Origin of the sequence: Rathayibacter sp. PhB127, assembly GCF_003751665.1 — a bacterium.
GTDB lineage: Bacteria > Actinomycetota > Actinomycetes > Actinomycetales > Microbacteriaceae > Rathayibacter > Rathayibacter festucae.
In genome coordinates this window covers 618,575-645,521 of record NZ_RKHW01000002.1, presented here as the reverse complement: position 1 = coordinate 645,521, position 26,947 = coordinate 618,575, and the positions used below count along the sequence as shown (strand labels likewise).

Sequence of the window (26,947 nt, the reverse complement as noted above, 5' to 3'; positions counted from 1 at the left end):
GGGCGAGACTCCGGCGCCTACGGCAGCAGGCGCGTGGGGCCGCGGAAGAGGTAGGTGACCTCGCGGAGGTTGGCCTGGCCGAGCATCAGCATGATCACGCGGGAGAGGCCCATGCCGAAGCCGCCGTGCGGGGGGACGCCGTAGCGGAAGAAGTCGAGGTAGAACTCGAGCTCCTCCGGCTCCAGGCCCTTCTCGCGCGCCTGCTCGACGAGGACGTCGACGCGGTGCTCGCGCTGCGCTCCGGTGGAGATCTCGACGCCGTTGTAGATGAGGTCGTAGCTGTTGGTGATCGTCCCGTCGCCCTCGCGGCGCATGTGGTAGAACGGCCGGATGCTCGAGGCGTAGTCGGTCAGGAAGACGAAGTCGTGGCCGAACTCCTCCTGCACGTAGGCCGCGATGCGGCGCTCGCCCTCGGGGTCCATGTCGTCGTCGGCGCGGGGCACCTCGTAGCCGCGCTCGGCGACGATCCGCTTGGCCTCGGCGAGCGGGATGCGCGGGAACGGCGTGGTCGGCACGCGCAGGTCGATGTCGAAGAGCGCCTTGATCGCCTCGCCGTGCTTCTCGACGACCGCGGTGAGGCCGGCGACGATCAGCTGCTCGTGCAGCTCCATCACGTCCTCGTGCGAGTCGATCCAGGAGACCTCGGCGTCGACGCTCGTGAATTCGGTCGCGTGCCGGGAGGTGAAGCTCGGGTCGGCGCGGAACGCGGGCCCGACCTCGAAGACCTTGCCGAAGCCGGCCGGCTGCGCCATCTGCTTGAAGAACTGCGGGCTCTGCGCGAGGTACGCCTTGGTCTCGAAGTACTCGACCTCGAAGAGCTCGGCGCGCGACTCGGAGGCGCTCGCCATCAGCTTCGGGGTGTGGATCTCGATGAAGTCGTGCTCGATCCAGTACGTGCGCAGCGCGTGCTCGAACGTGGTCTGCACCCGGGCGATGAGGTTCTGCTCGGGGCGGCGGAGGTCGAGGAAGCGCCAGTCCATCCGCTTGTCGATGCCGGAGTCGGCCGCGATCGGCGCCTCGGGGATCGACGCGCTGACGATCTCGAGCGACTCGAGCTTGACCTCGAGGCCGCCGAGCTTGACGCGCTCGTCGTGCTTGAGCTGACCGGTCACGCTCACGAACGAGCCCTGCGCGAGTCCGGAGATCGCCTCGGTGATCGCGAGCTTCGCGGCGGAGGCGTCGTCGCCCTCGACCGCCTCGCGGACGGCCGGGTTCACCAGCTGCACGGCGCCGGACTCGTCGCGGAGGACGACGAACTGCACCTTCTTCTGATCGCGCACGGTCTCGACCCAGCCGGCGACGCGCACCGGCCCGTCCTCGAGCGCGGCGAGCTTGCTGACGGTGGTTCGGGGGAGGCGGGTCTCGTCGGTCACGGTAGGGGAGTCTACTCGGGGCCCGCCGCGGGCGCCCCGTCGGCGCCGGTCAGCGGCTGCCGCGGGCTCCCTCGACCGTGCTGCCGCGGACGATCAGCGTCGGCTCGAGCACCTCGTGCCGGTGCTCGTGCTCCGGCCCGTGCAGCAGCTCGTCCAGCAGCAGCCGGATCGCGGCCGCCCCCATCGCCTCGCCGGGCTGAGCCAGGGTCGTGATCGGCACGAGGCTGTCCCAGGCGGAGCGGTTGTCGTCGTAGCCGGTGATGGCGAGATCGACCGGGAGCCGGATGTCCGACTCCGACAGGATCGACTGCACGATGCCGAGCGCGAGCAGGTCCGCCGCTGCGACGATGCCGTCCGGGCGATCCTCCGGTGCGCGGGCGGCGATCAGGTGGCCGAAGCGGCGGCCGTCCTCCACCTGCACCTCGGCGGTCGGATCCAGCTCGAGCGAGACTGCGCCGTTCGTCTCGGCGATCGCGCGCTCGACCCCCCGCAGGCGCTCGCGGACGGGGTTCGCGATGCTCGGGTCACCGGCGAAGGCGAGCCGGCGGCGACCGAGGTCGATCAGGTGCCGCGCGGCGAGGTATCCGCCGTGCTCGTCGTCCGCGCTGACCGTGCAGGCTCCGTCGACGGCGGCGTCGTTGAGCAGCACGACCCGTCGCCCGCCGCGGCGCTCGGCGACGACGTCGGGCGCCGTCCCCGGCAGTGGGGCCAGGAGGATCCCGGCGACCTGCTCCTCGGTGAAGAGGTCGAGGTAGGTGCCCTGCTTGGCCGCGCGCATGTCGGCGTTGCCGAGCACGACGCTCATTCCCGCGGCCTCGGCGGCGTGCTCGGCACCGCGCGCCATGTCCAGGAAGAAGGAGTTGCTGAGGTCGATCACGACGAAGCCGACGGTGCTGCTCGTCCCCGCGGCCAGCGCGCGGGCTGCGCGGTTGGGCGTGAAGCCGAGCTCGTCGATCGCCCGCTGCACCCGCTCGCGCGTCGCCGGCGCGACCAGCAGCGGACGGTTCACCACGTTCGAGACGGTTCCGAGCGCGACTCCCGCCAGGCTGGCGACGTCCTGCATGCGGGCGGGCGGGCGCCGCGCGGGCGAGCTCTCTGCCGCGGTCATCCCTGCCTCCGTCGCGTCCGCCGTCCGGCGGTCGGAGGTCACGGTATCAGCGCGCCCGGCACGGCGAGGCCCGCGGCCGGGAGCGATCCCGACCGCGGGCCGTGGTGGCGCGAGCGCCTAGGGGATGCGCACCGTCGTCGTGCGCGACGCGTCGACGGAGCCGCCGACCGACACGGTATACGTGCCGCGGGCGGCGACCCAGGAGTCGCTCTTCACATCCCAGTACTGCAGGAGGCGCAGGTCGGCCACGTCCTTCGCCGAGAGCGAGACCTTCACGGTCTTCGACTCGCCGGGCTGCAGGGTCACCCGCTCGAAGCCGACGAGGCGCTGCGCCGGCTCGCCGGTCGAGCTCGGGAGGGTGAGGTACGCCTGCGCGACCTCGGTGCCCGCCCGGTCGCCCGAGTTCGTCACGCGGAAGGAGATGTCGATCCCGATGTCCTTGATGCCGAACTCGGCTGACCTGTCGAACGTGATCTTCGGCGTCAGCTTCGCCTTCGCGTAGTCGAAGGTCGTGTAGGAGAGGCCGTGGCCGAACGCGAAGAGCGGCTCGATCCCCTGCGACTCGTACCACTTGTAGCCGACGGCCAGTCCCTCGGCGTAGTCGACCTGGCGGATCTCGGTGCTCCCCGCGGGGCGCTCCGTCGATCCGTCGGCGAAGACGCCGGGGTACTGCGCGGGGGTGCTCGCGGGGACGTCCGCGAGCGACTTCGGGAACGTCATCGGCAGCTTGCCCGAGGGGTTCACGTCGCCGAAGAGCAGGCCCGCGAGTGCCGGGCCGACCTGCTCGCCGCCGTACCAGGCCTCGAAGACGCCCGAGACGCTGTCGAGCCAGGGCATCTCCACCGCGGAGCCGGTGTTCAGCACCACGACGGTCGCGGGGTTCGCGGCGGCGACCGTCTCGATCAGCGCGTCGCCGTTGTCGGCCAGGCGCAGGTCGGCCAGGTCGTCGAACTCGCCCATCCGCTGGTAGCCGAACACGATCGCGACGTCGGCGGCTGCGGCGGTCGCGGCGGCGCTCGCCGGATCGGTGCCCGGGTCGAAGACGACGCTCGCGCCGGCCGCGGCGGCCCGCTCGCGGATCGCGGTCTCGGGGGAGACCAGGTCCTCGCAGTTCAGCGTGCCGGCGTTGTTGAAGCGCCAGGCCATGCTGCAGACCGAGGCGGCGCTGATCCCGTCGGTGACCGTGCTCGACGCCGTCGCGCCGATGACGGCGATCGTGGCGCCCTTCTCGACCGAGAGGGGCAGGACGCCGTCGTTCTTGAGCAGCACCGTGCCCTGCTCCGCGAGCGTCCGGGCGACGGCCTTGTGCTCCGCGGTGGAGGCGTCCGCCACGGGGGTCGTCGGCACCGGGTTGTCGAAGAGCCCGCCGCGCACGTAGGCAGCGATGACCCGCTTCGCCGCCGCGTCGATGTGGCCCTGGGTGATCTCGCCGGCCGCGAGCGCGGCGTCGAGCAGGGCGGGAGTGTAGAAGCGCGGCCGGTTGAGCTCCTGGTCGAGTCCGGCGACGAGCGAGGCCGCCGTCGAGTGCACGGCACCGAAGTCCGAGACCACGTAGCCGTCGAAGCCGAGGTCGTCCTTGAGGTTCGTGGTCAGCAGCGGGTTCTCGCAGGCGTAGACGCCATTGATCTGGTTGTACGAGCACATGACGCTCTCGGGCGAGCTCTTGCTCAGGGCGATCTCGAACGGCAGTTCGTAGACCTGCTTGAGCGTGCGCTCGTCGACGTTCGAGGAGCTGGTCTGCCGGTCGAGCTCCTGCTCGTTCGCGACGTAGTGCTTGAGGTCCGAGATCACCGGCTTGTCCGGGTCGCCGTCCTCGAGGCCGTTCACGGTCGCGGCCGTGAGCAGACCGGTGAGCAGCGGATCCTCGCCGAAGTACTCCGGCGTGCGTCCGGAGCGCGGGTCGCGCCCACCGGCCAGGCCGGGGCCGAGCACGCCGTTCTTGCCCTTGTCGAAGGCCTCGGCGCCCTGGGCCGCGCCCTTCTGCTCGGCGAGCGCCGTGTTCCAGGTCGCGGCGACCGAGATCGGCGCGGGGAAGGCGGTCACGCCCTCGGTGAAGCGGACCCCGTCGGGGCCGTCGGTGTACGTGACGAGCGGGGTGCACGGCACCTGCACCGGGTACTCGACCCCGGAGAAGACCGTCTGCTGAGGCGCGTTGGCGGGCTGCTCCACCAGCCAGCGGTACTTCTGCTGCGGCGAGCTCGCGGCGAGCAGCGCGTCGGCGCGCTGCTCCGGGGTCTTCGAGGCGTCCATCCACGGGACGCTCGAGCAGTCGACGGCGGCGGCGGGGGCGGTCGCGCCGACGAGGGTCGGAGCGGTCAGGGCGAGCGCGGTGGCGGCGACGAGCGCCCACCGTCCCCGCCGGCGCGCGGGGCGTGGCATGTTCGTCGGTCGCAGGGGCTTCAGTTGCATGTGCTGATCCTCACCATTGAGTCGATCGAAGTCCTGAAGCGCTTCAATCTGAGCACACACTAAGGAGCCGCGCAGGGCGGTGTCAACGGATCGCCGCTCCGCGAGTGTCGCGGGAAGCCTCCGGGAGCGGACGGCTCAGCGCACGATCCCCTGGCGGCGCGCCGCCGAGACCGCCGCGGTGCGGGAGGCGACGCCGAGCTTCGCGAACACGTGCGCGAGGTGCGACTTGACGGTGGTCTCGGTCACGAACAGCCGGGCGGCGACCTCGGTGTTGCTGAGGCCCTGGGCGACGAGGGCGAGCACCTCGGTCTCGCGGGTGCTGAGGCGCGGGGAGGGGGAGCGGAGGCGCTCGAACAGCCGCGCGGCGACCGCGGGGGCGAGCGCGCTCTCACCCGCGGCGGCGGCTCGGATCGCGGCCAGCAGGTCCTCGGGCGGCGCGTCCTTGAGCAGGTAGCCGCTCGCGCCGGCCTCGACGGCCCCCAGAATGTCCGCGTCGGTGTCGTAGGTCGTGAGGACGAGCACCGAGGGCGGGGCGGCCGAGGCCCGCAGCGCCCGCGTCGCGTCGACGCCGGTCTCGCGGTCGGCGCCGAAACGCAGGTCCATCAGCACCACGTCCGGGTGCAGGCGGGCGGCGGCGTCGATCGCCTCCGCGGGGGAGCCGGCCTCGCCGACCACGGTCAGACCGTCCTCCGCGCCGATCAGCGCGCGCAGCCCGGCGCGGACGATGGGGTGGTCGTCGACGAGGAGCACGCGGATCACGCGGCGCCTCCCACGGGGAGCTCGGCGCGGACCGTCGTCCCGGCCGGCGAGGAGTCGAGGTCCAGCCGCCCGCCGAGCTGCTCGGCCCGCTCGCGCATCGCCCGCAGACCGAAGGAGTCCGGCCGGGCCGAGGGGGTGTCCGCCTCGGGATCGAAGCCGGCCCCGTCGTCGGCGATCTCGAGGCGGGCGGTGCGTCCGTCGCTGCGGAGCGTCAGCGCGACCGTGCTCGCTCCCGAGTGCTGCAGCGCGTTCGCCACCGCGCCCTGGGCGAGCCGGAGCAGCGCCGTCTGCGTCTGCATCGGCAGCGCGCGGCCGTCCTCGGCGTCGACCGTGACGACGACTCCCGAGCGCTCCCAGTGCGTGGCGGCCAGTCGCCGCAGCGCTCCGTCGATGCTCTCGTCGTCGAGCGCGGGCGGGGCGAGCTCGCGGATGAAGCGCCGGGTCTCGTGCAGATCGGCGGCGGCCGTCTCCCGGGCGAGACGGATGTGCTCGATGCCCGGCCGTCCGGGGTCCGCCCGCTCGGCCGCGTGCAGCAGCATCTGGATGCTGGACAGGCCCTGCGCGACGGTGTCGTGGATCTCGCGGGCCAGTCGCGAGCGCTCCTCGGCGACGGCGGCCGCGCGCTCGCTCGCCCCGAGCCGGTCGCGGGTGGCGAGCAGCTCGGCGAGCAGCTCCTCCCGCTCGCGCGCCTCCCGGGCGAGGGCGCGCGCGGCGAGGCCGATCAGGATCGCGATCCCGGCGGCGATCACCGGGCCGACGACCCCGCCGATGCTCCAGCGGCCGTCCCAGCCGAGGGCCGCGACGGCGATGCCCGTGAGGCCGAGCACCGCGGCGATCGCCGCTCGCGGGGGCAGCACGTGCATCGCCAGGAAGAACAGCGGGAACGCGAGGTAGGCGGCGTCGGACTCGAGCAGGACGAGAGCGGCCCAGGCGAGGGTCACTCCCGCGAGCCACAGCATCCCGCGGCGGCGCGAGCGGGCCGTCCAGCGCGGCCCGGCGAGGTACGCGCCGAGCAGGAGGAGGCAGAGCAGGAGCACCGCCGGAGTGCGCGGGCCGGGCTCGACGAGCGTGCGCACGGCGACGAGGGCGAGCAGACCGCCGACCAGGAGGTGCAGTCCCGCGCGCAGTCCCGTCAGGACGGGGGCGAGCGGAGTGTGCGGCACGGGGGAACGCTACGCACCGCGGGGCTGCCTGTCATCGTGCGAAAGGAGGAGGCGGCCGTCCCTCGAAGAGCGGGCGGCGCCCCCGGTCGACCGCACGATGCGCCGGATGCGCGCCGCTTCCAGGCTGGAGGGGCCGCCGATCCCCGCGGCATCGACTCCCTGGAGGTCCCCGTGTTCGTCGCCTGGCGCGAGCTGCGTTCCGCACGCGGCCGATTCCTGCTCATCGGCGCGGTGGTCGCGCTGCTCACCCTCCTGGTCGGGTTCCTCTCCGGCCTGACCGGCGGTCTGGCCCTGCAGAATGTCTCGGCGGTGCTCGGCGTCCCCGCCGACCGCCTCGTCTTCTCGGCCGGCGCCGACGCACCCTCGTTCGCCGACTCCTCGGTCACCGCGCAGCAGGAGGCGGAGTGGGCGGCGCTGCCGGGCGTCGCGTCCGTCGAGCCGCTCGGCGTGCTGCAGGCCCGGGCGGAGGCGGGCGGTGCGCGCGTCGCGGTCGCCGTCCTCGGCGTCGACGCGGCGCTCGGGGCGCCGGCCGACCCGGGCGGCATCGCGCTCTCGGCGCCGGCGGCGAGAGCGCTCGGCGTCGGAGTCGGCGACACCGTGAGCATCGCGGGCACCTCCGCTGTCGTCTCCTCGATCGGCGGCGACGACTGGTACAGCCACACGCCCGTCGTCCGCCTCCCGCTCGCCGCCTGGCAGGCGCTCGCGGCCTCGCTCGGCACACCGGCCGACGCGACCGTCCTCGCGGTGCGCGGCTCGCCGGACTGGGCGGCGGGGGAGGCGGCGACCGGCACGGTCTCGCGCGCTCCGCTCGCCGCGCTCACCGCGATCGGGTCGTTCCGCTCCGAGATCGGCTCGCTGCTGCTGATGGTCGCGATGCTCTTCGGGATCGCCGCGCTGGTCGTCGGCGCGTTCTTCACGGTCTGGACGATGCAGCGCTCCGGCGACATCGCCGTCCTGAAGGCCCTCGGCGCCTCGACGCGCTCCCTCCTCCGGGACTCCCTCGGCCAGGCCCTCGTCGTGCTGATCGCCGGGACAGGGGCGGGGCTGCTCGCCGTGGTCGGGCTCGGGAGCCTGGCCGGGACCGCCCTGCCGTTCCTGCTCAGCCCCGTGACCACGCTGGCCCCGGCCGCGCTGATGATCGCGTTGGGACTGCTCGGCGCCGCCGCGGCCCTGCGCGCCGTCGTCTCCACCGACCCCCTCACCGCACTCGGGAGCGCACGATGATCGAACTGCACGACGCCACCCTCACCTTCGACGACGGCGGCTCGCGCCTCACCGCCGTCGACCGGGCCGACCTCGAGTGCCGGCCGGGGACCGTGACCGGGCTGACCGGCCCGAGCGGCTCCGGCAAGTCCAGCCTGCTCGCCCTGGCGGCGACGCTGATCCGCCCGGACTCCGGCCGCGTGCTGATCGACGGCGACGACGTGTCGCGCCTGTCCCGGGCGGGGGCGGCCCGGCTGCGCCGCTCGCGGATCGGCATCGTCTTCCAGCAGGCGAACCTGCTGCCCGCGCTGACCGCCCGAGAGCAGCTGCTGGTGATGGACCGGCTCGGCGACCGGCGGCGGAGCTCGGCGACGGCGCGGGCGGACGAGCTGCTCGCGGAGGTCGGCCTCGCGGACCGCGCCCACGCCCGCCCGGCGCAGCTCTCGGGCGGTCAGCGGCAGCGGGTGAACATCGCCCGCGCGCTGATGAACGCACCGTCGGTGCTGCTGGTCGACGAGCCGACGAGCGCCCTGGACACCGAGCGCGGCGCGGCGATCGTCGACCTGATCGTCCGCCTCACCCGCGAGCGCGGGACCGCGACGCTCCTGGTGACGCACGAGGAGGCGCACCTCCCGCGACTCGACCGCGTCGCGACGATGCGGGACGGGCGGTTGTCGGCGGGCGAGCCGTGCGCCGCGGTGCCGGCCGGTCGGCGGTCCGCGGCGCGGTAGCGTCGCCCGCATGAGCACCGCACTGATCACCGGAGCGTCCACGGGCATCGGGGCCGCCTTCGCGCGCGCCTTCGCCCGCCGGGGCTTCGACCTCGTCCTCGTCGCCCGCGACCGGGGCCGGCTCGAGGAGGCGGCCGCCGCCTTCCGCGCGCTCGGCGCCCCGCACGTCGAGGTGCTGCCCGCCGACCTCTCCGACCGCGAGGACGTCGAGCGGGTGCGCGTCCGGCTCGTCGACCCCGAGCGGCCCGTCCGGGTGCTGGTCAACAACGCCGGCTTCGGGATCGACGGCAGCTTCGCCGAGCCCGACGTCGCGGCGCAGGACGAGGCGTTCGAGGTGATGGTCCGCTCCGTGTCAGTGCTCTCCGGCGCCGCGGCGCAGGCGATGGTCGGCCGCAGGCGCGGGGCGATCCTCACCGTGTCGAGCGTCGCCGGCTTCGTGAACCTCGGGCCGTACTCGGCGATCAAGGCCTGGGCGACGGCCTTCACCCAGTCGCTGGCGGTCGAGCTGCGCGGTACGGGCGTGCGGGCCGCGGCGCTCTGCCCGGGCTGGGTGCGCACCGAGTTCCACGAGCGCGCGGCGATGGACACCGCCTCGATCCCCTCCTTCCTCTGGCTCGACGCGGACGCGGTGGTCGAGGAGTTCCTGCGCGACGTGGCGCGCGGCTCGGTCGTCTCGATCCCCTCCTGGAGGTTCGGCGTGCCGATCAGCGTGGTGCGCCACCTGCCCGGCTCCCTGGTCCGCCGGCTCTCCGCGGCGGTGAGCGCGCGGCGCTGACCGCCCGCCGCAGCCGGGCACGGCAGAGGTGCGGATCGGCCGTCCCTATTCCCGGCGTTCCTCCACGCGGCGTTCCGTACACTTGACGCTCGTGGTTGCCGATCAGATCCATCTCGTGCGGCACGGCGAGGTCTTCAACCCCGACCGGGTCCTCTACGGGCGACTCCCGCACTTCCGGCTCTCGGACCTGGGCAACCGGATGGCGCGCGCCGCCGCCGACGACCTGCTCGAGCGCCGCCGGCCCGTCACGGCGCTGTTCGCCTCGCCGCTGCAGCGCACCCAGGAGTCGGCTCAGCCGATCTCGCGGGCTTTCGAGCTCGAGATCGTCACCGACGCTCGCCTGATCGAGCCGACCAACCGCTTCGAGGGCAAGCGCGTCGCCGCCCGCAACTCGGCGCTCAAGGACCCGCGCAGCTGGCCTCTGCTCCGCAACCCCTTCGAGCCCAGCTGGGGCGAGCCCTACCTCTCCATCTCGGCGCGGATGTACGCGGCGCTCGAGTCCGCCTGGCAGGGCACGGCCTCCGGCGACGCCGCGCTCGTCAGCCACCAGCTGCCGATCTGGACCACCCACCGCGCGATCGCGGGGGAGAAGCTCTTCCACGACCCGCGCAAGCGCCGCTGCGCGCTGTCGAGCATCACCACCTTCGAGCGCCGGGGCGACCGCTTCGTCGAGGTCGGCTACTCCGACCCGGCGGCCGGCCTCCAGGGCCTCGCGACCGACGTCGGAGCGGTCTGATGCGCCGCACCCGCGCGCTCGGCGTGCTCGTGCTCGTCGGCGCCCTCGCGCTGAGCGGCTGCACCCGCGACAAGCTCGCCGAGGACTACCGGCAGGGCACCAACAACGGCTTCATCTCCGGCGACGGCACGATCACGGAGGTCCCGGTCGATCAGCGGGGCGAGGCGATCGAGTTCACCGGGACCGACGAGGACGGCGAGACCATCGACTCGGCCGATCTCGCCGGCCGGGTCGTCGTCGTCAACTTCTGGTACGCCAGCTGCGCTCCCTGCCGCGCCGAGGCGGCGGACCTCGAGCAGGTCAACAGCGAGTTCGCCGGTCAGGACGTCTCGTTCGTCGGCGTGAACGTGCGCGATCAGGCGCCGACGGCCGCCTCCTTCGCCGCCGACTACGGCATCAGCTACCCCTCGATCGTCGACACCGACTCCTCGGTGCAGCTCGCCTTCACCGGCGACGTCCCGCCGAACGCGGTGCCGACCACGATCGTCCTCGACAAGGAGGGCCGGGTCGCCTCGCGCATCCTCGGTCAGCTGCAGGAGGCGTCGATCCTCTCGACGCTCGTGGGCGACACGCTCGCGGAGTCGGAGTAGCGCGGTGAGCGAGGTCGTCATCAGCGGCCAGCTCCTCCTCGCGGTGCCGATCGCGCTGCTGGCCGGGCTCGTCTCGTTCGCGTCGCCCTGCGTGCTCCCGCTCGTGCCGGGGTACCTCGCCTACGTCGGGGGCTTCACCGACGCCGACGAGCGCGCCGCCCGGGGCCGCCGCCGCATCGTGCTGGGCGTGCTGCTGTTCGTGCTCGGCTTCTCACTGGTCTTCGTGCTCTTCGGGGTCGCCGCCGGCTCGATCGGCTTCTGGCTGCGCGCCTACGCCGACGTCATCACCCGCGTGCTCGGCGTCTTCGTCATCGCGATGGGGCTGGTCTTCATCGGCCAGCTCTCCGTCCTGCAGCGCACGATCCGTCCCGGCTTCCGCCCGGCGACCGGGCTGATCGGCGCCCCGCTGCTCGGCATCGTCTTCGGCGTCGGCTGGACGCCCTGCCTCGGCCCGACGCTGACGTCGATCCTCGCCCTGAGCTACGGCGCCGGCTCGCCCTGGCGCGGCGCGCTGCTGACGGTCGTCTACTGCCTCGGCCTCGGCATCCCCTTCCTCCTGGTGGCGTTCGGCTTCAGCTGGGTGATCACCACCCTCGCGTTCGTGAAGCGCCACATCCGCGTCATCAACATCGCCGGCGGCGTCGCCCTCGTCCTGATCGGAGTCCTGATGGTCACGGGCCTGTGGAACACCCTCGTCTACGGAGCACTCTTCGAGGTGATCAATGGCTTCCAGCCCGCGCTCTGAGTCCGGGTCGAGCACCGAGTCCGGCTCGAGCACCGAGTCCGACTCGAGCACCGACGCCTCGGCAGGCACCGACGCGACCCAGCGGAAGGCGGACGCGTCCTTCCGCCCCGCCGACCACTTCGACTCCGACGGGTCGATCACGCAGCCGACCCTCGGCTTCACCGGCTGGGTCCGCTGGATGTGGCGCCAGCTCACCAGCATGCGCACCGCGCTGTTCCTGCTGCTGCTGCTCGCGATCGCGGCGGTGCCGGGCTCGCTCGTGCCGCAGCGCTCCTCCGACCCCAACGGCGTCACCCAGTACTTCGTCGACAACCCGGACCTCGCGCCGCTGCTCGACAAGGTCCAGGCCTTCGACACCTACACCTCGGCCTGGTTCTCGAGCATCTACCTGCTGCTGTTCGTCTCGCTGATCGGCTGCATCATCCCGCGGACGAAGCACCACTTCGAGGCGATGCGCTCGCGCCCGCCGCGCACCCCCGCGCGCCTGCAGCGTCTGGCCGGCTACACCGTCCGCGAGGTCGAGGGAGCGAGCGAGGAGGAGGCGATCGCCTCCGCGCAGGCCGTCCTGCGCCGGGCGGGCTACCGCACCGAGCGCCACGACGACCCGCGCGGCCGCTGGTCGAGCGTCTCGGCCGAGCGCGGCTACCTCCGCGAGACCGGCAACCTCGTCTTCCACTCCGCCCTGGTCGGCATCCTCCTGGCCGTCGGCATCGGCGGCGGCTTCGGCTACAGCGGCCAGCGCGTGCTGGTCGAGGGCTCGCAGGGCTTCGCCAACAACCTGGCCGGCTACGACTCCTTCAACCCGGGCCGGTTCTTCGACAGCAGCCAGCTCGACCCGTATCAGCTGACCCTCGACTCGCTCGACGTGCAGTACGAGGAGCAGAACCAGCAGGCGCTCGGCCAGCCGGTCGACTTCACGGCGCACGTGACGACCACGCAGCGCGACGGGGACTCCTCCGACGAGACGATCAAGGTCAACGACCCGCTCGCGGTCGGCGGCACCAACGTCTACCTGCTCGGCAACGGCTACGCGCCGACGATCACGGTGCGCGACCCCTCGGGCACGGCGATCTTCACCGACTCGGTGCCGTTCCTGCCGCAGGACGCAAACCTCACCTCGGTGGGCGTCGTCAAGGTGACCGACGGCCTCGCCGAGCAGGTGGGGCTCACCGGCTTCTTCTACCCGACCCAGGACGAGCTGGCCTCCGGAGCGTCGACCTCGATCTTCCCGGACCTGCAGTACCCGGTGCTCTCGCTCAACGTCTTCGAGGGCGACCTCGGCCTCGACGGCGGCGTGCCGACCTCGGTCTACGTGCTGAACACCGACTCGCTCACCCGCCTCACCGGCGGGCAGACCGGGGTGCCGTCGATCACGCTCAAGCCGGGCGACTCCGCCGAGCTGCCCAACGGCCTCGGCACGGTCACCTTCGACAACGTCGGAGCCGATCCCTCCGTCGTCGGCACCGACAGCGTCAAGCGCTTCGCCTCGTTCGACATCCACCACGACGCGACCCAGGGCTGGGTGCTGCTCTTCGCGATCCTCGTGCTCGCGGGGCTGCTCACCTCGCTGTTCGTGCCGCGGCGCCGGGTGTGGGTGAAGGCGACGAGCGGGGCCGACGGCGGGCTGACGCTCGAGTACGCCGGGCTCGCCCGCGGCGAGGACCCGCAGCTGACCCGCGCGGTCCGGACGATCGCCGACCGACACGCGCCGCTCGACCAGCCCTGAGGCGGGCCGGCCCCGACGTCGATCTGCTCCGACGCCGGCCGGCCCTGACGCGGCCGGCACCGGACTCCTCGGGGGCCGCGGTCAAGTGATCCAACCTGTGCATGTGTGCAGGGGCGCCTCACGGCGCCGTCGCTTACCCTGGAGGGGTGATCGAGACCCTCTCGCAGTACTCCGTGCTGTGCCTCTACTCCGCCATGGGCATCTACGCCCTGGCCTTCATCTTCTTCGCCATCGACCTGGCCCGGCGCTCGTCGGTCGCCGACGGCGACTCGATCGAGGTCGTGCGCGAGGCCGAGCGGGTCGCCTCCAGCGCCGCCGCCGACCGCGCGGCGAGCGGCAAGGCCACCGTCGCGTCCGGAGCGGCCTCCGCCGGCGGCAACGGACGCACCGCGACGCTCTCCCGCCTCGGCAGCCGGGTCGAGGACGAGGTGTACAACGCACCGTCCCGCTCGAAGGCGATGCGGATCGGCTTCTCGCTCACGCTCCTCGCCTTCGTCCTGCACCTCGGCGCCACCGTCCTCCGCGGCATCGCCGCCGGCCGGGTGCCGTGGGCCAACATGTACGAGTTCTCGATCACCGGGACCGTCCTCATCATCGGCGTCTTCCTCGCCGTGCAGCTGCGCTGGGACCTCCGCTTCCTCGGCGCGTTCATCACCGGCCTCGTGCTGGTCCTCCTCGGCGTCGCGACCGTCAACTACTACGTCGACGTCGTCCCGCTGCCGCCGGCCCTCCAGTCCTACTGGCTCGTCATCCACGTGCTCGTCGCGATCCTCGGCACCGCCTTCTTCGCCCTCGGCTTCGCGCTCTCCGTCACCCAGCTGCTCCAGTCGCGGAGGGAGACCAGCGGCGAGAGCGCCCCCTCGGTCCTCCGCTTCCTGCGCACCCTGCCCAGCTCGCTGACGCTCGAGAACCTCGCCTACCGCGTCACGATCATCGGGTTCATCCTCTGGACCTTCACCCTCATCGCCGGCGCCGTCTGGGCCGAGAAGGCCTGGGGCCGCTACTGGGGCTGGGACACCAAGGAGGTCTGGACCTTCATCATCTGGACCATCTACGCCGGCTACATCCACGCCCGCGCCACCCGCGGCTGGCGCGGCACCCCCTCCGCCTGGCTCGCGATCATCGGCTTCTCCGCCGTCATGTTCAACTTCGGCGTCGTCAACGTCTTCTTCAAGGGGCTTCACGCCTACTCCGGCCTCGACACCGGCATGTGATCTGCGGGCGCTGGTGGGCGCGCTCGCGGCGTTGTCGTCGCGGTCCGTGGCGCCGCCACGCACCACTCCTCCGCCTTGCGATCACACCCACCAGCACCCGCAGATCGGTGCTGACGGGGGCGGGGCCGTCGCTGCGCGACGAGCCTCAAGAACACAGCCGTCGCTGCGCGACGAGCCTTTGCGGCAGGGCCGTCGCTGCGCGACGAGCACTCGGGAGCAGGGCCGTCGCTGCGCGACGAGCCTCATGAGCACGGCGGCCGCTGCGCGACGAGCACTCGGGAGCACAGCCGTCGCTGCGCGACGAGCTTGAGCACGGCCGTCGCTGCGCGACGAGCTCCTCCTGGGGGCGGCAGCGCCGCACGCAGGACGGTCGGCGCATTCATGCTGGTCGAGTAGCCCCGAAGGGGCGTATCGAGACCCGACATCGTCAGCTGGGTGGGTCTGCAGACTCGCGTTCTGGCGCTGGTGGATCTCGATACGCGCGCTGTGCGCGCTACTCGATCAGCAGGAAGGTCCGCGGTCCGTGGGATGGTCCGCCTTTTTTGCTGGTCGAGTAGCCCCGCAGAGGCGTAGCGAGACCCACCGTCGTCCGCACGGCAGGCCTGCAGACTCGACCTCGGGTGCTGGTGGATCTCGAGACGCCCGCTGAGCGCGCTACTCGATCAGCATGGAGTGCGGAGGCGCTCAGGCGCCCGTGATCACGTCGATGAGGTGCGGGGCGAAAGGCTCCGCCAGCGCGAGGACGAAGCGGGTGCGGGCGCCCTCGGGGTGGACGTCGCGGTAGAGGCCGCGGAGGTCGGGGAGGGTCTGGCCGCGGCCGGGACCGAAGGAGGTGTCGACCTCGACGGGGACGCGCGGGGCGGAGGTGAGCTCCAGGGCGCCGACGGCGATGGCGGCCGCCATCGGGTCGTGCAGTGCGGCGGTCCGGTCGCCGAAGTGGCCGACGTAGAAGTCGAAGTAGTAGTCCAGCGCGTGCCCGATCGCGGACGCCAGCGGGTCGGCGGAGCGGATCAGGACGTCGCGCTGCTCCTCGTCCAGGAGGTGCTTCATCGTCACGTCGAGCGGGACGAGCGTGAGATCCCAGTCCGCGGCGACGACCTCGGCGGCCGCGGCCGGGTCGTGCCAGATGTTCGCCTCGGCGACGGCGGTCACGTTGCCCGGCGCGAGCCCCGCGCCGCCCATCACGGTCACCGAGTGCAGCAGCGACGGCAGCTCGGGGTGCTTGCGCAGTGCGAGCGCGAGGTTCGTCAGCGGGCCGATCGCGACCAGCCGCAGCTCGCCGCCGTGCTCGCGGGCGAGGCGCAGCAGCAGGTCCGCGGGGTCCTCGTCGACCGGCTCCGCGCCGGCCGGCAGGACCACGCCGCCGATGCCGTTCTCGCCGTGCACGTGCGGGGACCCGCCGGAGTAGGGCTCCTCGAGGAAGTCGTGCGCGCCGATCGCGACGGGGATGTCCGTCCGGCCGGCGAGGGCGAGCAGGCCGAGGCTGTTCACGGCGGCCTGGCGGGCGTCGGTGTTGCCGCTGACGGTGCTGATGCCGACGAGCTCGGCGAGCGGCGAGCGCAGCAGGTAGGCGAGGGCGAGCGAGTCGTCGATGCCGGTGTCGCAGTCGAGGAAGACGGGGACGGTGGGTGCGGTCACGGGACTCCGATGCTCGAAGGGGGTGGGGTGCGGCGGGCATCGGCGGCCGGAGCAGATCCATTCTGGCCCTCCGGCGGCGCCGCCCCGACCGCGGGTAGCCTGAACCGGTGCCCGCCGCCCGGCCGGTGCTGGAGTCGAGGAGGGGCCCGTGCCGCGTCCGTCCCTCGTCGCGACCGTCGCGGACGCGCTGCTCGACGAGATCGTCGCCGGCCGCATCCCGATCGGCTCCGAGCTGCCGAGCGAGGGCGAGCTGGCCCTCGCGCACGACGTCAGCCGGGCGACCATACGCGAGGCGCTGGGCCGCCTCCAGGGCCTCAATGTCATCGATGCGCGCCGGGGCAAGCGCGGCACGGTCAATCCGGTCGCGCGCTGGAGCGACCTCGAGCCGATCCTGCGGGCCACCGCCTCCGGCACGGACTCCGCCGAGGCGTCGCTGCACCTGATCGAGGTCCGCGAGATGATCGAGACCGGCGCCTCGGCGCTGGCCGCGGTCCGCCGCTCCGACGCCGACCTCGCGCGGCTGGAGGAGGAGCTGGCGCGGATGACCGCCGCTCACGAGGCCGGCGACCTGGCCGCCTTCGTCGCCGCCGACATCGCCTTCCACGACGTGATCCTCGCCGCGACGGGCAACGTCTTCGTCGCCGCCGTCTTCGCGCCGCTCGCGAAGGTGATGCGGGCCAAGCGCGAGCAGACCTCCGCGCTGGTGCAGATCCAGCGCAACGCCCTGGCCAAGCACCACGCGGTGCTCGAGGCGATCCGCGCTGCTGACGCCGATGCCTCCCGCGTGGCGATGGCCGACCACATCGCCCAGACGGCCGAGGATCTGCGGCGCTACGTGCTCTCCGGCCCCACGTCCGACGGCCCTGCCTCCTCCGGTCCCGACGCCGACTCCGCGAGGGCGGCCCGCGCGTAGCCGAGCGCGGTGACGACGTGCGGTCGCCAGCGCTCCAGCGCCGCGGTGTCGGGAGACTCGCGCGGCACGCTCACCCACTCGCGGAGGGTCCGCCTGCCCATCATGACCGGGTCGGCGTCGCCGCGCCCGGTCAGCTCGACGGCGTCCTGCCGCGTCAGCTTCACGATCAGCCGGTCGTCGGCGCCGAGGAAGCAGACGATCCGCCCGCGGTGCCGGATCGCGGGGGAGCCGAACATCGTCGCGATGTCGACGTCGTCGAGCGCGGCGTGCTCGATCAGGTCCTCGAGCAGGTGCCGCCGGGCGGGGAGGGGGCTCGTCATGCCCGGAGGCTACTCGCGCGGGCACGCCCCCTGCGCGGCGGACCTGCTGGTCGAGCAGCCCCGGAGGGGCGGATCGAGACCCGCCCTCCGCCGGCAGTGTCGTCTGCAGACCGGCGTGCAGACGGTGGTGGATCTCGATGCGCCCGCTGCGCGGGCCGCTCGATCAGCAAGGGAGGGATGGCTTCTGCGGGGGAGGGCGGCCCCTTCCACCACAGGCCGGACTGCTTGTAAGATATCTGATACCTCAGGACGAAGGAGTACCGGTGATCTCGGAGACGACGCTGCTGCAGCAGTACCCCGCGCAGGTGCCGGTCGAGGCCGCCGCCGTCGCCGCCACGCGGACGGAGCGCACGCCGGTGCTGGTCGTGCTGGACGACGACCCGACCGGCACGCAGTCCGTCGCCGACCTGCCGGTGCTGACCAGCTGGGCGGAGGAGGACCTCCGCTGGGCGCTCGCCACCGGCGCGCCCGCCGTCTACGTCCTCAGCAACACCCGGAGCCTCGCGCCCGAGGACGCCGCCGAGCGCAACCGCGAGATCGTCGCGAGCGCGCTCGCCGCCGCCCGCTCCCTCGAGGTCCCGGTCGCCTTCGTCAGCCGCGGCGACTCGACGCTGCGCGGGCACTTCCCGCTCGAGACCGACACCATCACGGACGCCCTCGACGGCGCGGTCGACGCCGTCCTCCTTGTGCCCGCCTTCCCCGATGCCGGCCGGGTGACGATCGGCGGTGTCCACTACATGCGCGGCGCGGACGGGCTCCAGCCGGTCGCCGCGACCGAGTTCGCCCGCGACTCGACCTTCGGCTACGCGCACTCCGACCTGCGCGAGTGGGTCGAGGAGAAGACCGACGGCCGGTGGCTCGCCGACCGGGTCGTCGCGCTCGGCCTCGACACGATCCGCGCGGGCGCCGAGGCGGTCGCGGCAGTGCTGGCTCCGCTCCGCGGCGGCGTGCCGGTGGTCGTCGACGCCGTCACCGAGGACGACCTCCGGCTGCTGGCCCTCGGGCTCGCGCAGGCGGAGGAGGCGGGCCTCCGCGTGCTCTACCGGGTCGGGCCGCCGTTCGTCCGGGCGCGCATCGGCCAGGCGGTGCACCCGCCGCTCACCGCCGACGAGGTGTTTCCGAGCGGATCCGACGCGGCCGATCGGTCCCGCGGCGGCCTCGTCGTCGTCGGCTCGCACGTCGGCCTCACCTCGCGTCAGCTCGAGCGGCTCGCGGCGACCGGCTCGCTCCGCGCGACCCTCGAGCTCGACGTCGACCGCGCCGTCGACCCCGACCGCGCCCCCGCGCATCTCGCCGAGCTCGTCGACGAGGCGGTCGCGGCGCTCGCGGAGGGCGACGTCGCCGTGCACACCAGCCGCTCGCTCCGCCGCACCGACGACCCGCAGGAGAGCCTCGACATCTCCCGGCGCGTCTCAGCTGCGGTCGTCGCCGTGGTGCAGGGCGTGCTCGCCCGCGTCCGCCCGCGCTTCGTCATCGCGAAGGGCGGCATCACCTCGAGCGACGTCGCGTCGAAGGGCCTCGGCATCCGGCGCGCCGTCGTGCGTGGACCGATGCTGCCCGGCCTGGTCTCGCTCTGGGAGCCCGTCGCGGGCCCCGCGACGGGCATCCCCTACATCGTCTTCGCCGGCAACGTCGGCGACGACGAGTCGCTGGCGCAGGTCGCCGCGACGCTCCGCGCTCCCACGCTCTGACCGCACATCCGCATCCGCACCGATCCCTGGAGGACCCCGTGACCACGCCCGACACCACTCCCACTCCCGGCTCGGACTACACCGTCGCCGTCCTCGGCCTCGGCGCGATGGGCCTGCCGATGGCCACCCGCCTGGCCGGCTCGCTGACCGTGCACGGCTTCGACATCGCCGAGCCGCGCCTCGCGCTGGCCCGCGAGGCCGGCATCACGCCGTTCGGCTCGGCCCGCGAGGCGGTGGCCGGCGCCGATGCGACGCTGCTCGCCGTCCGCAACGGGGCTCAGCTGCGCGAGGTGCTCTTCGGCGGCGCCGACTCCGAGGGGATCGCGACCGCGCTGCGTGCCGGCTCCGTCGTGATCATGACCAGCACGGTCGGCATCACCGAGGTGACCGAGGTGGCGGCGGCGCTCGCCGAGCACGGGGTCGACCTGGTCGACGCCCCGCTCAGCGGCGGACCGGTGCGCGCGGGGGAGGGCGACCTGCTGATCGTCGTCGGCGCGACGCCCGCCGCCCGCGAGCAGGCCCGTCCCGTGCTCGACCTGCTCGCCTCCACCCTCAGCGTCATCGGCGACCGGCCCGGAGACGGGCAGGCCTTCAAGACCGTCAACCAGCTGCTCTGCGGCGTGCACATCGCCGCCGGGGCGGAGGCGCTCGCGCTGGCCGCGAAGCTCGGCCTCGACCCGGCGGCCACGCTCGAGACGCTCTCCGCCGGAGCGGCCGGCTCGTTCATGCTCGGCAACCGCGGGCCGCGGATGCTGCAGGCCGGCGAGGACGGCGGGGCCGAGGTGCTGAGCCGGCTCGACATCTTCGTCAAGGACCTCGGCATCGTCACCACGGCGGCGCGCGGCGCGGGGCTCGCCACGCCGGTCGCCGCGGCGGCCGAGCAGCTCTTCCTGCTCGGTGCGGCCCAGGGACTCGCGGCGGCGGACGACTCGGCGATCATCTCGGTGCTCGCGCCGCCCGCCTGAGCGGAGGCGGGCCCTGAGAGCCTCAGAGCAGCGCCCACGTCTCGCGGAGGCGGTCACGCCACCAGGCCAGCCGCTCCGGCGCGACCGCGTGGCGCAGCAGCAGCGCCTCCGACACCTCGACCCGCTCGACCGGGATCGCGCCGTCGACGGGCCGCAGCGGCCGCTCGGTCACGTCGGCGGCGAGCAGCGAGGCCGTGCCGAGCCCGCAGTCGTAGGGCAGCTCGGGCAGCGCCGCGGCGAGCGCCGCTCCCATCGCCAGCCCGACCGAGCTGTCGAGAGCGCTGGAGACCACCGCGGGCAGCCCCGCCTCGGCGACGATCTGAAGCGCCCGCCGCACCCCGCCGAGCGGCTGGGCCTTGACCACGAGCAGGTCGGCGGCACCGGCGCGCGCGACGGCGAGCGGATCCGCGGCCTTGCGCACGCTCTCGTCGGCGGCGACGGGGATGCCCATCCACTTCACCCGGCGGCGCAGGTCGGCGAGCTCGTCGACGCTCGCGCACGGCTGCTCGACGTACTCGAGGTCGGCGGAGGCGAGCGCGTGCACGGCGTGCTCCGCCTCGTCGACGTTCCAGCCACCGTTCGCGTCGACGCGGATGCGGCCCTCCGGCCCGAGCACCCGGCGCACCTCGGCGACCCGCGCCACGTCGTCGGCCAGGGTCTGCCCGCGCTCCGCGACCTTCACCTTGGCGGTGCGGCAGCCGTGGTAGCTCGCGAGGATCGCGGCGACCTCGCCGGCGTCCACCGCGGGCACGGTCGCGTTCACCGGGATGCGGCCGCGCAGCGGCGCGGGCTGCTCGTTCCAGCCGTAGTCGAGGGCGGCGCGCAGCCAGGCGGCCGACTCCGCGGGCCCGTACTCGAGGAACGGCGAGAACTCGGTCCAGCCCTCCGGCCCGCGGACCAGGGCGATCTCGCGATGGTCCACCCCGCGGAAGCGGGTGCGCAGCGGCAGCGCCACGACGCGCAGTCCGGCGTCGACCTCCTCGAGGGCGGGCAGAGCGGCGGGGAGGGGAGCGGGCACGACATCGTCCATCCCGCCATCATCCTCCGCCGGGGGAGCGGGCCGGGACGGGCGGCGCTCCTGCCGCGTCGACGACGACCGCGGGCAGTCCGTCCTCGCCGCCGACCGGTGCCCGCCCCCGTGCGAGACTGGCGTCCACGACGCTCGACCCCGGAGGGATGCGATGAGCCAGGTACCCGTGAGCCCGCCCCCGATGAGCTTGTCGCCCGCGGTGCCGCCCGGAGTCCCGGGGGCACCCCGGCCGCTCGGCACCGGCGGCTGGATCGCCCTGGGCGCGAGCATCGTCGTCGGCGTCGTCTACACCGGCGTGCTCGGCACGCTGCTCGCTCTCGGCATCGGCACCGCGATCGACGCGACCGCCGACGCCCTGCCGACCGCGGCGCCCGGCTTCACCGACGAGCCGTTCGGCGAGGCGACCGACGGCCCGGACGCCGGCGACCCGACGGACCCGCTCTACGACTACCCGGGCTACCAGGACGGCGACGCCGCGATCGTGCTCGCGCAGCCCTCGGCCGAGGCCGCGATCGCGCAGTCCGAGGCGGCCGTCGCGGCGATCGAGTCGACCGTCCTCGACGGCTGGACCTCGGCCGACGACGAGTACTACGAGCGCTCCGAGAACGGCTACGGCGGCCCGTCGCTCCTCTACGACTACATCTCCGCCACGAGCTACGCCGACGCCGACCTCGGCTCCGACGCCGCCAAGCAGGCGGTCGTCGACGTGTTCACCGCCGCGGTCGCGCCGCTGGGCTTCGACGCCGTCGACGTCGCCGACACCCCGGCGGAGTGGTCGGAGGTCGGCTACGAGTACGAGGGCGACCTGAGCGACGAGGAGGCGGGCGCCGCGCTCTGGGTCGTCACCGCCTACTCCACGGTGGAGGACGTGCCCGCGATCGAGATCGGCCTCGTCGATCTCGGCGCCGACAGCACCGGAGAGGTCGAGCAGATGCTCGACGACGTCGGGCTGACGCCGCCGGACAGCGGTGCGTTCCTCGCGGGCTACGCCAACGCGATCCTCGAGGAGGGCGACCGCGCCGAGTTCACCGAGCGGATGCAGGCCTACGGCGGAGTCGCCGCCACCTGAGCCTCCGGTACCGGCAACCGGGTGACCTCGCAAGCCCGAGCCGACGACCCGCGCGCCGCCTAGCGTGAGGGCATGGCCCAACCCCGAGCGACCAGACCCCTGCGCGACTACGCGGCGATCGGCGACGGTCGCACCGTCGCGCTGATCGCGAGCGACGGGAGCGTCGACTGGCTGCCCGTCCCCGACCTCGGCTCGACCCCCGCCTTCGCCGCGCTGATCGACGCGAAGACCGGCGGCTGCATCGAGCTCGCCCCGGAGGAGCCCGCGGAGACGACCCGCCGCTACGTGGGCGACACGAACGTGCTCGAGACCACCTTCACCACCGAGTCCGGCACCGTGACGGTGACCGACGCGCTGGTGACGGGTATCGCCGGGCGCCTGCCGTGGGCCGAGCTGGCGCGCCGGGTCGAGTGCACCGACGGCGAAGTCCGGATGCGCTGGGTCGTCCGTCCCGGAACCGGCCTCGGCACCTTCTCCCCGTGGATCCAGAACGCGGACGGCCGCTCGCTGATCCGGGCCGGCGACATCACCATCGGCGTCACCGGGAAGGACCACGGACCGGTCGACGAGTCGGCGCCCTCCGGCGCGGGCGACGAGCTGGCGGGCGGCTTCGTCGCGACCGCGGGCGGCGAGCGGCACGTCCTGGTCGTCTCGGCGACGCACGACGAGCCCCTGCACTTCCCGGTCGCGGTGAACGTCGACCGGGGGATCGACCGCACGCTCGCCAGCTGGCAGTCCTGGTCCGACGAGTTCTCCTACGACGGGCCCTGGGCCGGAGCGGTGCAGCGCAGCGCGCTCGCGCTGAAGCTGCTGATCTACTCGCCCACCGGCGCGATCGCGGCAGCCGCCACCACCTCGCTCCCGGAGTCGCCCAACGGCGGCAAGAACTGGGACTACCGCTTCGCCTGGGTGCGCGACGCCGCGTACACGGCACACGCGCTGGTGCGGTTCGGCCTGCGCGAGGAGACGCACGCGGCGCTCTCCTGGCTCCTGCGCACGATCAAGGAGCACGGCCCGGATCTGCACATCTTCTACGGCCTCGACGGTTCGCTGCCGATCGAGCAGACCGAGTACGACGTGCCCGGCTACGCGGGCATCGGCCCGGTCCTCGCCGGCAACGGCGCGCAGAGCCAGCTCCAGCTCGGCGTCTTCGGCGACCTCTTCGACATCTGCCGCATCTACGTCGACGAGGGCAACGTCCTCGACATCGAGACCGGCCGGCTGCTCGCGCGGATCGCCGACACCACCTGCGACCTCTGGCGCAACCGCGACGCCGGGATGTGGGAGCTCGAGGAGGAGCAGCACTACACCTCCTCGAAGATGGGCTGCTGGCAGGCGCTCGACGCCGCCGTGCACCTCGCCGAGCTCGGCCAGGTGGCGGGCAGCCCCGACCGCTGGCGCTTCGAGCGCGACCGCATCCGCGACTGGATCGAGGAGAACTGCTGGTCCGAGGAGCTCGGCTCCTACGTGATGTACCCGGGCAGCGAGGAGCTGGACGCCTCCGTCCTGCTGCACGCGCCGAGCGGCTACGAGCGCGGCGAGCGGATGGTCTCGACCATCGACGCGCTGGTGAAGGAGCTGGGCCGCGGCGCCCTGCTGTTCCGCTACTCCGGCATGGAGGCCGAGGAGCACCCGTTCGTCGCCTGCTCGTTCTGGCTCGCCGGTGCGCTCGCCTGCGTCGGCCGGCACGACGAGGCGATCGCGCTGATGGACGAGCTGGTCGAGACGGTGCCGAACGACGTCGGCATCATGTCCGAGATGGTGGCCGTCGACGACCTCGCGTTCTGGGGCAATCTGCCGCAGGGCCTCAGCCACCTCGCGCTGATCAACGCCGCGATCACGATCGAGGAGCTGGCGCCGGAGAAGGTCGGCGAGCGCTGACGGCGGCGTCCGGGCCCCCGACGATCGGCGCGGCGCACCGCTAGACCCGGCGACGGGTTCGCGCAACCCGGTTGAGGGGCTCCCGCCGCGGCGCGTAGACCGGACTCATCACCCCGGACCGTCCTGCGCGGCGTGCCCGGGAGCGGCAGGAAGGAAGAGCAGATGGATCTCGGCATCTCCGGGCGCACCGCCCTCGTCACCGGCGGCGACTCCGGCATCGGCTGGCACACCGCCCAGCTCCTGCTCGCGGAGGGCGTCACCGTCGTCCTGAGCGACAAGGACCAGGGGAAGCTCGACGAGGCGGCCGCCCGCCTCGGCGCCGCGGACGGGACGCTGCACGCCTTCGCCGCCGACGTCACGAGCGTCTCCGAGCTCGCCGCCCTGCACGAGCGCACGGCCGAGGCCGTCGGCGAGATCGACATCCTCGTGCAGTGCGCGGGCGTCACCGGCGCCCAGGGCCTCTTCCACGAGATCGACGACGAGGGCTGGACCAGCACGCTCGAGACCGACCTGCTCGGCCCCGTCCGGCTCGTCCGCGAGTTCCTGCCCGACCTGCGCTCCGGAGGCTGGGGCCGCCTCGTGCTCACCGCCTCCGAGGACGCGGTGCAGCCCTACGACGACGAGCTGCCCTACTGCGCGGCGAAGGCCGGCGTGCTGGCGCTCGCCAAGGGCCTCTCCCGCTCCTACGCCCTCGAGGGCCTGCTCGTGAACGCCGTGTCGCCGGCCTTCATCCACACGCCGATGACCGACGCGATGATGGACAAGCGCGCCGACGAGAACGGCACCTCGAAGGAGGAGGCCATCTCGTCCTTCCTCGACGAGGAGCGGCCCTACCTGGAGCTGAAGCGACGGGGCCGGCCCGAGGAGGTCGCCGCGGTCATCGCGTTCCTCTGCTCGGAGCGCGCCTCCTTCGTGAACGGCTCGAACTACCGCGTCGACTCGGGATCGGTCGCGACGATCTAGCCCCGGGCGTCCGGCCCCCCCAGTCCCGGCGCCGTCCAGGTCGCGCACCCCGCGCGTCCGGGCGACGTCCAGCCGAAAGAGTCACAATCGAAGTCGGGTTTTCCGCATCCCGGCACTGTCAGAGAAAGGAACGGTCCATGACCACCACCCTCGAACGCCACGTCGAAGCCCCCGCGGGCTCCGGAGCGAAGACCAGCCGCCGCCAGAACGCCGAGAAGGGCTTCAAGGCCTCCAAGGAGCTGCTCGACAGCCTCCAGATCGTCCTCGTCGACCTGATCGAGCTGCACGTCCAGGGCAAGCAGGCGCACTGGAACGTCGTCGGCAAGAACTTCCGCGACCTCCACCTCCAGCTCGACGAGATCATCGAGGCCGCGCGCGAGTTCAGCGACGACATCGCCGAGCGCATGCGCGCGCTGCACGGCATCCCGGACGGCCGCAGCGACACCGTCGCGGCGACCACGACGCTCCCGGAGTACCCGCACGGCGAGATCGACACCGCCGAGACCGTCGACCTCATCACCATCCGCCTCGAGAACACCGCCGCCACCATGCGCGAGGTCCACGACCAGGTCGACGACGAGGACCCGACGAGCGCCGACCTCCTGCACGCGATCATCCAGAGCCTCGAGCAGTACGCCTGGATGGTGTCGGCCGAGAACCGCACCACCTCCGCCGCGAAGTAGCACCACCGCACCACCCGTCGAGGGATCCCGCCTGCGCGGGGTCCCTCTTCGCGTCCCCGGGGTCCGCGCCGACGGAGGACCCCGCGGAGTGGGCGCGTCCTCCGCTGATCGAGCAGCCCGCGCAGCGGGCGCACCTCATGCTGATCGAGCAGCCCGCCCAGCGGGCGCACTTCATGCTGATCGAGTAGCCCGCGCAGCGGGCGTATCGAGATCCCCGTCGTCCGCAGTGCTGGTGCCGTCGGTCTCGATACGCCCTGCGGGCTACTCGACCAGCATGCGCGCAACCGGACCGATCCCGCCCCCAGCCCCCGACAGTAGGGTCGAAGCCATGAGCACGCAGGTTTCCGAGCTGTTCGACGCGCGCCGCTGGGCGCCGGTCGACGGGTTCGACGGTCTCGAGGACATCACCTACCACCACGACCGGTCGGGCCGCATCGCCCGGGTCGCGTTCGACCGGCCGGAGGTGCGCAACGCCTTCCGCCCGCGCACCGTCGACGAGCTGTTCCGCGCACTCGAGGACGCGCGGACGAACCCGCGCATCGGCGTCGTCGTCCTGACCGGCAACGGCCCCAGCCCGCGCGACGGCGGCTGGGCGTTCTGCTCGGGCGGCGACCAGCGCATCCGCGGCCGCGACGGCTACCGCTACTCCGACGGCGAGACCGCTGAGGGCATCGACTCTGCGCGCAACGGCCGCCTGCACATCCTCGAGGTGCAGCGGCTGATCCGCTTCATGCCCAAGGTCGTCATCGCCGCCGTCCCCGGCTGGGCGGCCGGCGGCGGGCACTCGCTGCACGTGGTCTGCGACCTGACGATCGCCTCCGAGGAGCACGGCCGCTTCAAGCAGACCGACGCCGACGTGGGCTCGTTCGACGCGGGCTACGGCTCCGCCTACTTCGCCCGCCAGATCGGCCAGAAGAACGCCCGCGAGGTGTTCTTCCTCGCCCGTGAGTACTCCGCGCAGCGCGCCTACGAGATGGGCGCCGTGAACGCGGTCGTCCCGCACGCCGAGCTCGAGGCGACCGCCCTCGAATGGGCGGAGACGATCCTGACCAAGTCGCCCACCGCGATCCGGATGCTGAAGTACGCCTTCAACGCGGTCGACGACGGCCTCGTCGGCCAGCAGCTCTTCGCAGGCGAGACCACCCGCCTCGCCTACGGCACGGACGAGGCCGTCGAGGGCCGCGACTCCTTCCTCGAGAAGCGCGCGCCCGACTGGTCGCCCTTCCCGTGGCAGTTCTGACGACGGCGGCGGGGACCGGGCC

At 73.2% G+C, this 26,947-nt stretch carries 24 protein-coding genes; 16 read left to right on the top strand and 8 right to left on the bottom strand.

What is annotated here, in order from left to right; all coding sequences use genetic code 11:
- Positions 1-17: 17 nt before the first annotated feature.
- From aspS to EDF22_RS13325, 5 genes are all read right to left on the bottom strand, one after another.
- Complete coding sequence (gene aspS / locus EDF22_RS13345; protein WP_243615965.1) at positions 18-1,373, bottom strand: aspartate--tRNA(Asn) ligase; 1,356 nt, start codon at positions 1,371-1,373, stop codon at positions 18-20.
- A gap of 49 nt (positions 1,374-1,422) precedes the next feature.
- Positions 1,423-2,481, bottom strand: coding sequence for a LacI family DNA-binding transcriptional regulator (locus EDF22_RS13340; RefSeq protein ID WP_123705358.1), 1,059 nt, complete (start codon positions 2,479-2,481; stop codon positions 1,423-1,425).
- 117 nt (positions 2,482-2,598) lie between these two features.
- Entirely contained in the window at positions 2,599-4,890 is a 2,292-nt protein-coding gene (locus EDF22_RS13335) for a glycoside hydrolase family 3 C-terminal domain-containing protein (RefSeq protein WP_221180926.1), read from the bottom strand.
- A gap of 135 nt (positions 4,891-5,025) precedes the next feature.
- A complete protein-coding gene (locus EDF22_RS13330; protein WP_123705357.1) occupies positions 5,026-5,649 on the bottom strand; it encodes a response regulator transcription factor in 624 nt (207 codons plus the stop codon).
- Positions 5,646-6,812: a sensor histidine kinase gene (locus tag EDF22_RS13325; protein WP_123705356.1), complete on the bottom strand. Its 1,167-nt coding sequence runs from the start codon at positions 6,810-6,812 to the stop codon at positions 5,646-5,648. Before EDF22_RS13325 ends, EDF22_RS13330 begins: the two co-directional genes overlap by 4 nt.
- A gap of 171 nt (positions 6,813-6,983) precedes the next feature.
- Between EDF22_RS13325 and EDF22_RS13320 the strand changes: the two genes are divergently transcribed.
- The 8 genes from EDF22_RS13320 (at position 6,984) to ccsB (ending at position 14,532) form a co-directional block, all read left to right on the top strand.
- Positions 6,984-8,036, top strand: coding sequence for an ABC transporter permease (locus tag EDF22_RS13320; RefSeq protein WP_123705355.1), 1,053 nt, complete (start codon positions 6,984-6,986; stop codon positions 8,034-8,036).
- Positions 8,033-8,746 carry an ABC transporter ATP-binding protein gene (locus EDF22_RS13315; protein ID WP_123705354.1) on the top strand — a complete coding sequence of 238 codons (714 nt, stop codon included), beginning with the start codon at positions 8,033-8,035 and terminating at the stop codon, positions 8,744-8,746. The genes EDF22_RS13320 and EDF22_RS13315 overlap by 4 nt, the downstream gene beginning before the upstream one ends.
- Positions 8,747-8,756: 10 nt before the next feature.
- Positions 8,757-9,521 (top strand): SDR family oxidoreductase, encoded by a 765-nt coding sequence (locus EDF22_RS13310; protein WP_123705353.1) that lies wholly within the window; start codon positions 8,757-8,759, stop codon positions 9,519-9,521.
- A gap of 91 nt (positions 9,522-9,612) precedes the next feature.
- Positions 9,613-10,257 carry a histidine phosphatase family protein gene (locus EDF22_RS13305; RefSeq protein WP_123705352.1) on the top strand — a complete coding sequence of 215 codons (645 nt, stop codon included), beginning with the start codon at positions 9,613-9,615 and terminating at the stop codon, positions 10,255-10,257.
- Positions 10,257-10,847, top strand: a complete 591-nt coding sequence (locus tag EDF22_RS13300) for a TlpA disulfide reductase family protein (protein WP_123446604.1) — start codon at positions 10,257-10,259, stop codon at positions 10,845-10,847. Before EDF22_RS13305 ends, EDF22_RS13300 begins: the two co-directional genes overlap by 1 nt.
- 4 nt (positions 10,848-10,851) lie before the next feature.
- Entirely contained in the window at positions 10,852-11,592 is a 741-nt protein-coding gene (locus tag EDF22_RS13295) for a cytochrome c biogenesis CcdA family protein (protein WP_123705351.1), read from the top strand.
- A complete protein-coding gene (locus tag EDF22_RS13290) occupies positions 11,570-13,318 on the top strand; it encodes a cytochrome c biogenesis protein ResB (protein ID WP_123705350.1) in 1,749 nt (582 codons plus the stop codon). Before EDF22_RS13295 ends, EDF22_RS13290 begins: the two co-directional genes overlap by 23 nt.
- Positions 13,319-13,464: 146 nt before the next feature.
- A complete protein-coding gene (gene ccsB / locus EDF22_RS13285) occupies positions 13,465-14,532 on the top strand; it encodes a c-type cytochrome biogenesis protein CcsB (protein ID WP_397460163.1) in 1,068 nt (355 codons plus the stop codon).
- A gap of 684 nt (positions 14,533-15,216) precedes the next feature.
- Here ccsB and EDF22_RS13280 read toward each other — a convergent pair.
- Positions 15,217-16,170, bottom strand: a complete 954-nt coding sequence (locus EDF22_RS13280; protein WP_123705349.1) for a nucleoside hydrolase — start codon at positions 16,168-16,170, stop codon at positions 15,217-15,219.
- A gap of 148 nt (positions 16,171-16,318) precedes the next feature.
- Between EDF22_RS13280 and EDF22_RS13275 the strand changes: the two genes are divergently transcribed.
- Positions 16,319-17,083, top strand: coding sequence for a FadR/GntR family transcriptional regulator (locus EDF22_RS13275; RefSeq protein ID WP_123705348.1), 765 nt, complete (start codon positions 16,319-16,321; stop codon positions 17,081-17,083).
- Here the strand turns inward: EDF22_RS13275 and EDF22_RS13270 are convergent.
- Positions 17,002-17,403 (bottom strand): hypothetical protein, encoded by a 402-nt coding sequence (locus tag EDF22_RS13270; protein WP_123705347.1) that lies wholly within the window; start codon positions 17,401-17,403, stop codon positions 17,002-17,004. The two genes, EDF22_RS13275 and EDF22_RS13270, sit on opposite strands and share 82 nt — an antisense overlap.
- A gap of 263 nt (positions 17,404-17,666) precedes the next feature.
- Here EDF22_RS13270 and EDF22_RS13265 point away from each other — a divergent pair, with 263 nt between their 5' ends.
- A complete protein-coding gene (locus tag EDF22_RS13265) occupies positions 17,667-19,094 on the top strand; it encodes a four-carbon acid sugar kinase family protein (protein WP_260303451.1) in 1,428 nt (475 codons plus the stop codon).
- 38 nt (positions 19,095-19,132) lie between these two features.
- Positions 19,133-20,059, top strand: a complete 927-nt coding sequence (locus EDF22_RS13260) for an NAD(P)-dependent oxidoreductase (protein ID WP_260303450.1) — start codon at positions 19,133-19,135, stop codon at positions 20,057-20,059.
- A gap of 22 nt (positions 20,060-20,081) precedes the next feature.
- Here EDF22_RS13260 and EDF22_RS13255 read toward each other — a convergent pair whose 3' ends face one another.
- Positions 20,082-21,089: an o-succinylbenzoate synthase gene (locus tag EDF22_RS13255; RefSeq protein ID WP_123705345.1), complete on the bottom strand. Its 1,008-nt coding sequence runs from the start codon at positions 21,087-21,089 to the stop codon at positions 20,082-20,084.
- Between the two features lie 181 nt (positions 21,090-21,270).
- Between EDF22_RS13255 and EDF22_RS13250 the strand changes: the two genes are divergently transcribed.
- From EDF22_RS13250 to EDF22_RS13230, 5 genes are all read left to right on the top strand, one after another.
- Positions 21,271-22,158, top strand: a complete 888-nt coding sequence (locus EDF22_RS13250; RefSeq protein WP_148059190.1) for a hypothetical protein — start codon at positions 21,271-21,273, stop codon at positions 22,156-22,158.
- 72 nt (positions 22,159-22,230) lie between these two features.
- Positions 22,231-24,039, top strand: a complete 1,809-nt coding sequence (locus tag EDF22_RS13245; RefSeq protein ID WP_123705343.1) for a glycoside hydrolase family 15 protein — start codon at positions 22,231-22,233, stop codon at positions 24,037-24,039.
- A 162-nt stretch (positions 24,040-24,201) separates the two neighbouring features.
- Positions 24,202-25,002: an SDR family NAD(P)-dependent oxidoreductase gene (locus EDF22_RS13240; protein WP_123446595.1), complete on the top strand. Its 801-nt coding sequence runs from the start codon at positions 24,202-24,204 to the stop codon at positions 25,000-25,002.
- Positions 25,003-25,139: 137 nt separating this feature from the next.
- Positions 25,140-25,685, top strand: coding sequence for a Dps family protein (locus EDF22_RS13235; protein ID WP_123446594.1), 546 nt, complete (start codon positions 25,140-25,142; stop codon positions 25,683-25,685).
- Positions 25,686-26,013: 328 nt separating this feature from the next.
- On the top strand, positions 26,014-26,925 hold the full coding sequence (locus EDF22_RS13230; protein WP_123705342.1) for a 1,4-dihydroxy-2-naphthoyl-CoA synthase: 912 nt from the start codon (positions 26,014-26,016) through the stop codon (positions 26,923-26,925).
- Positions 26,926-26,947: the final 22 nt, after the last annotated feature.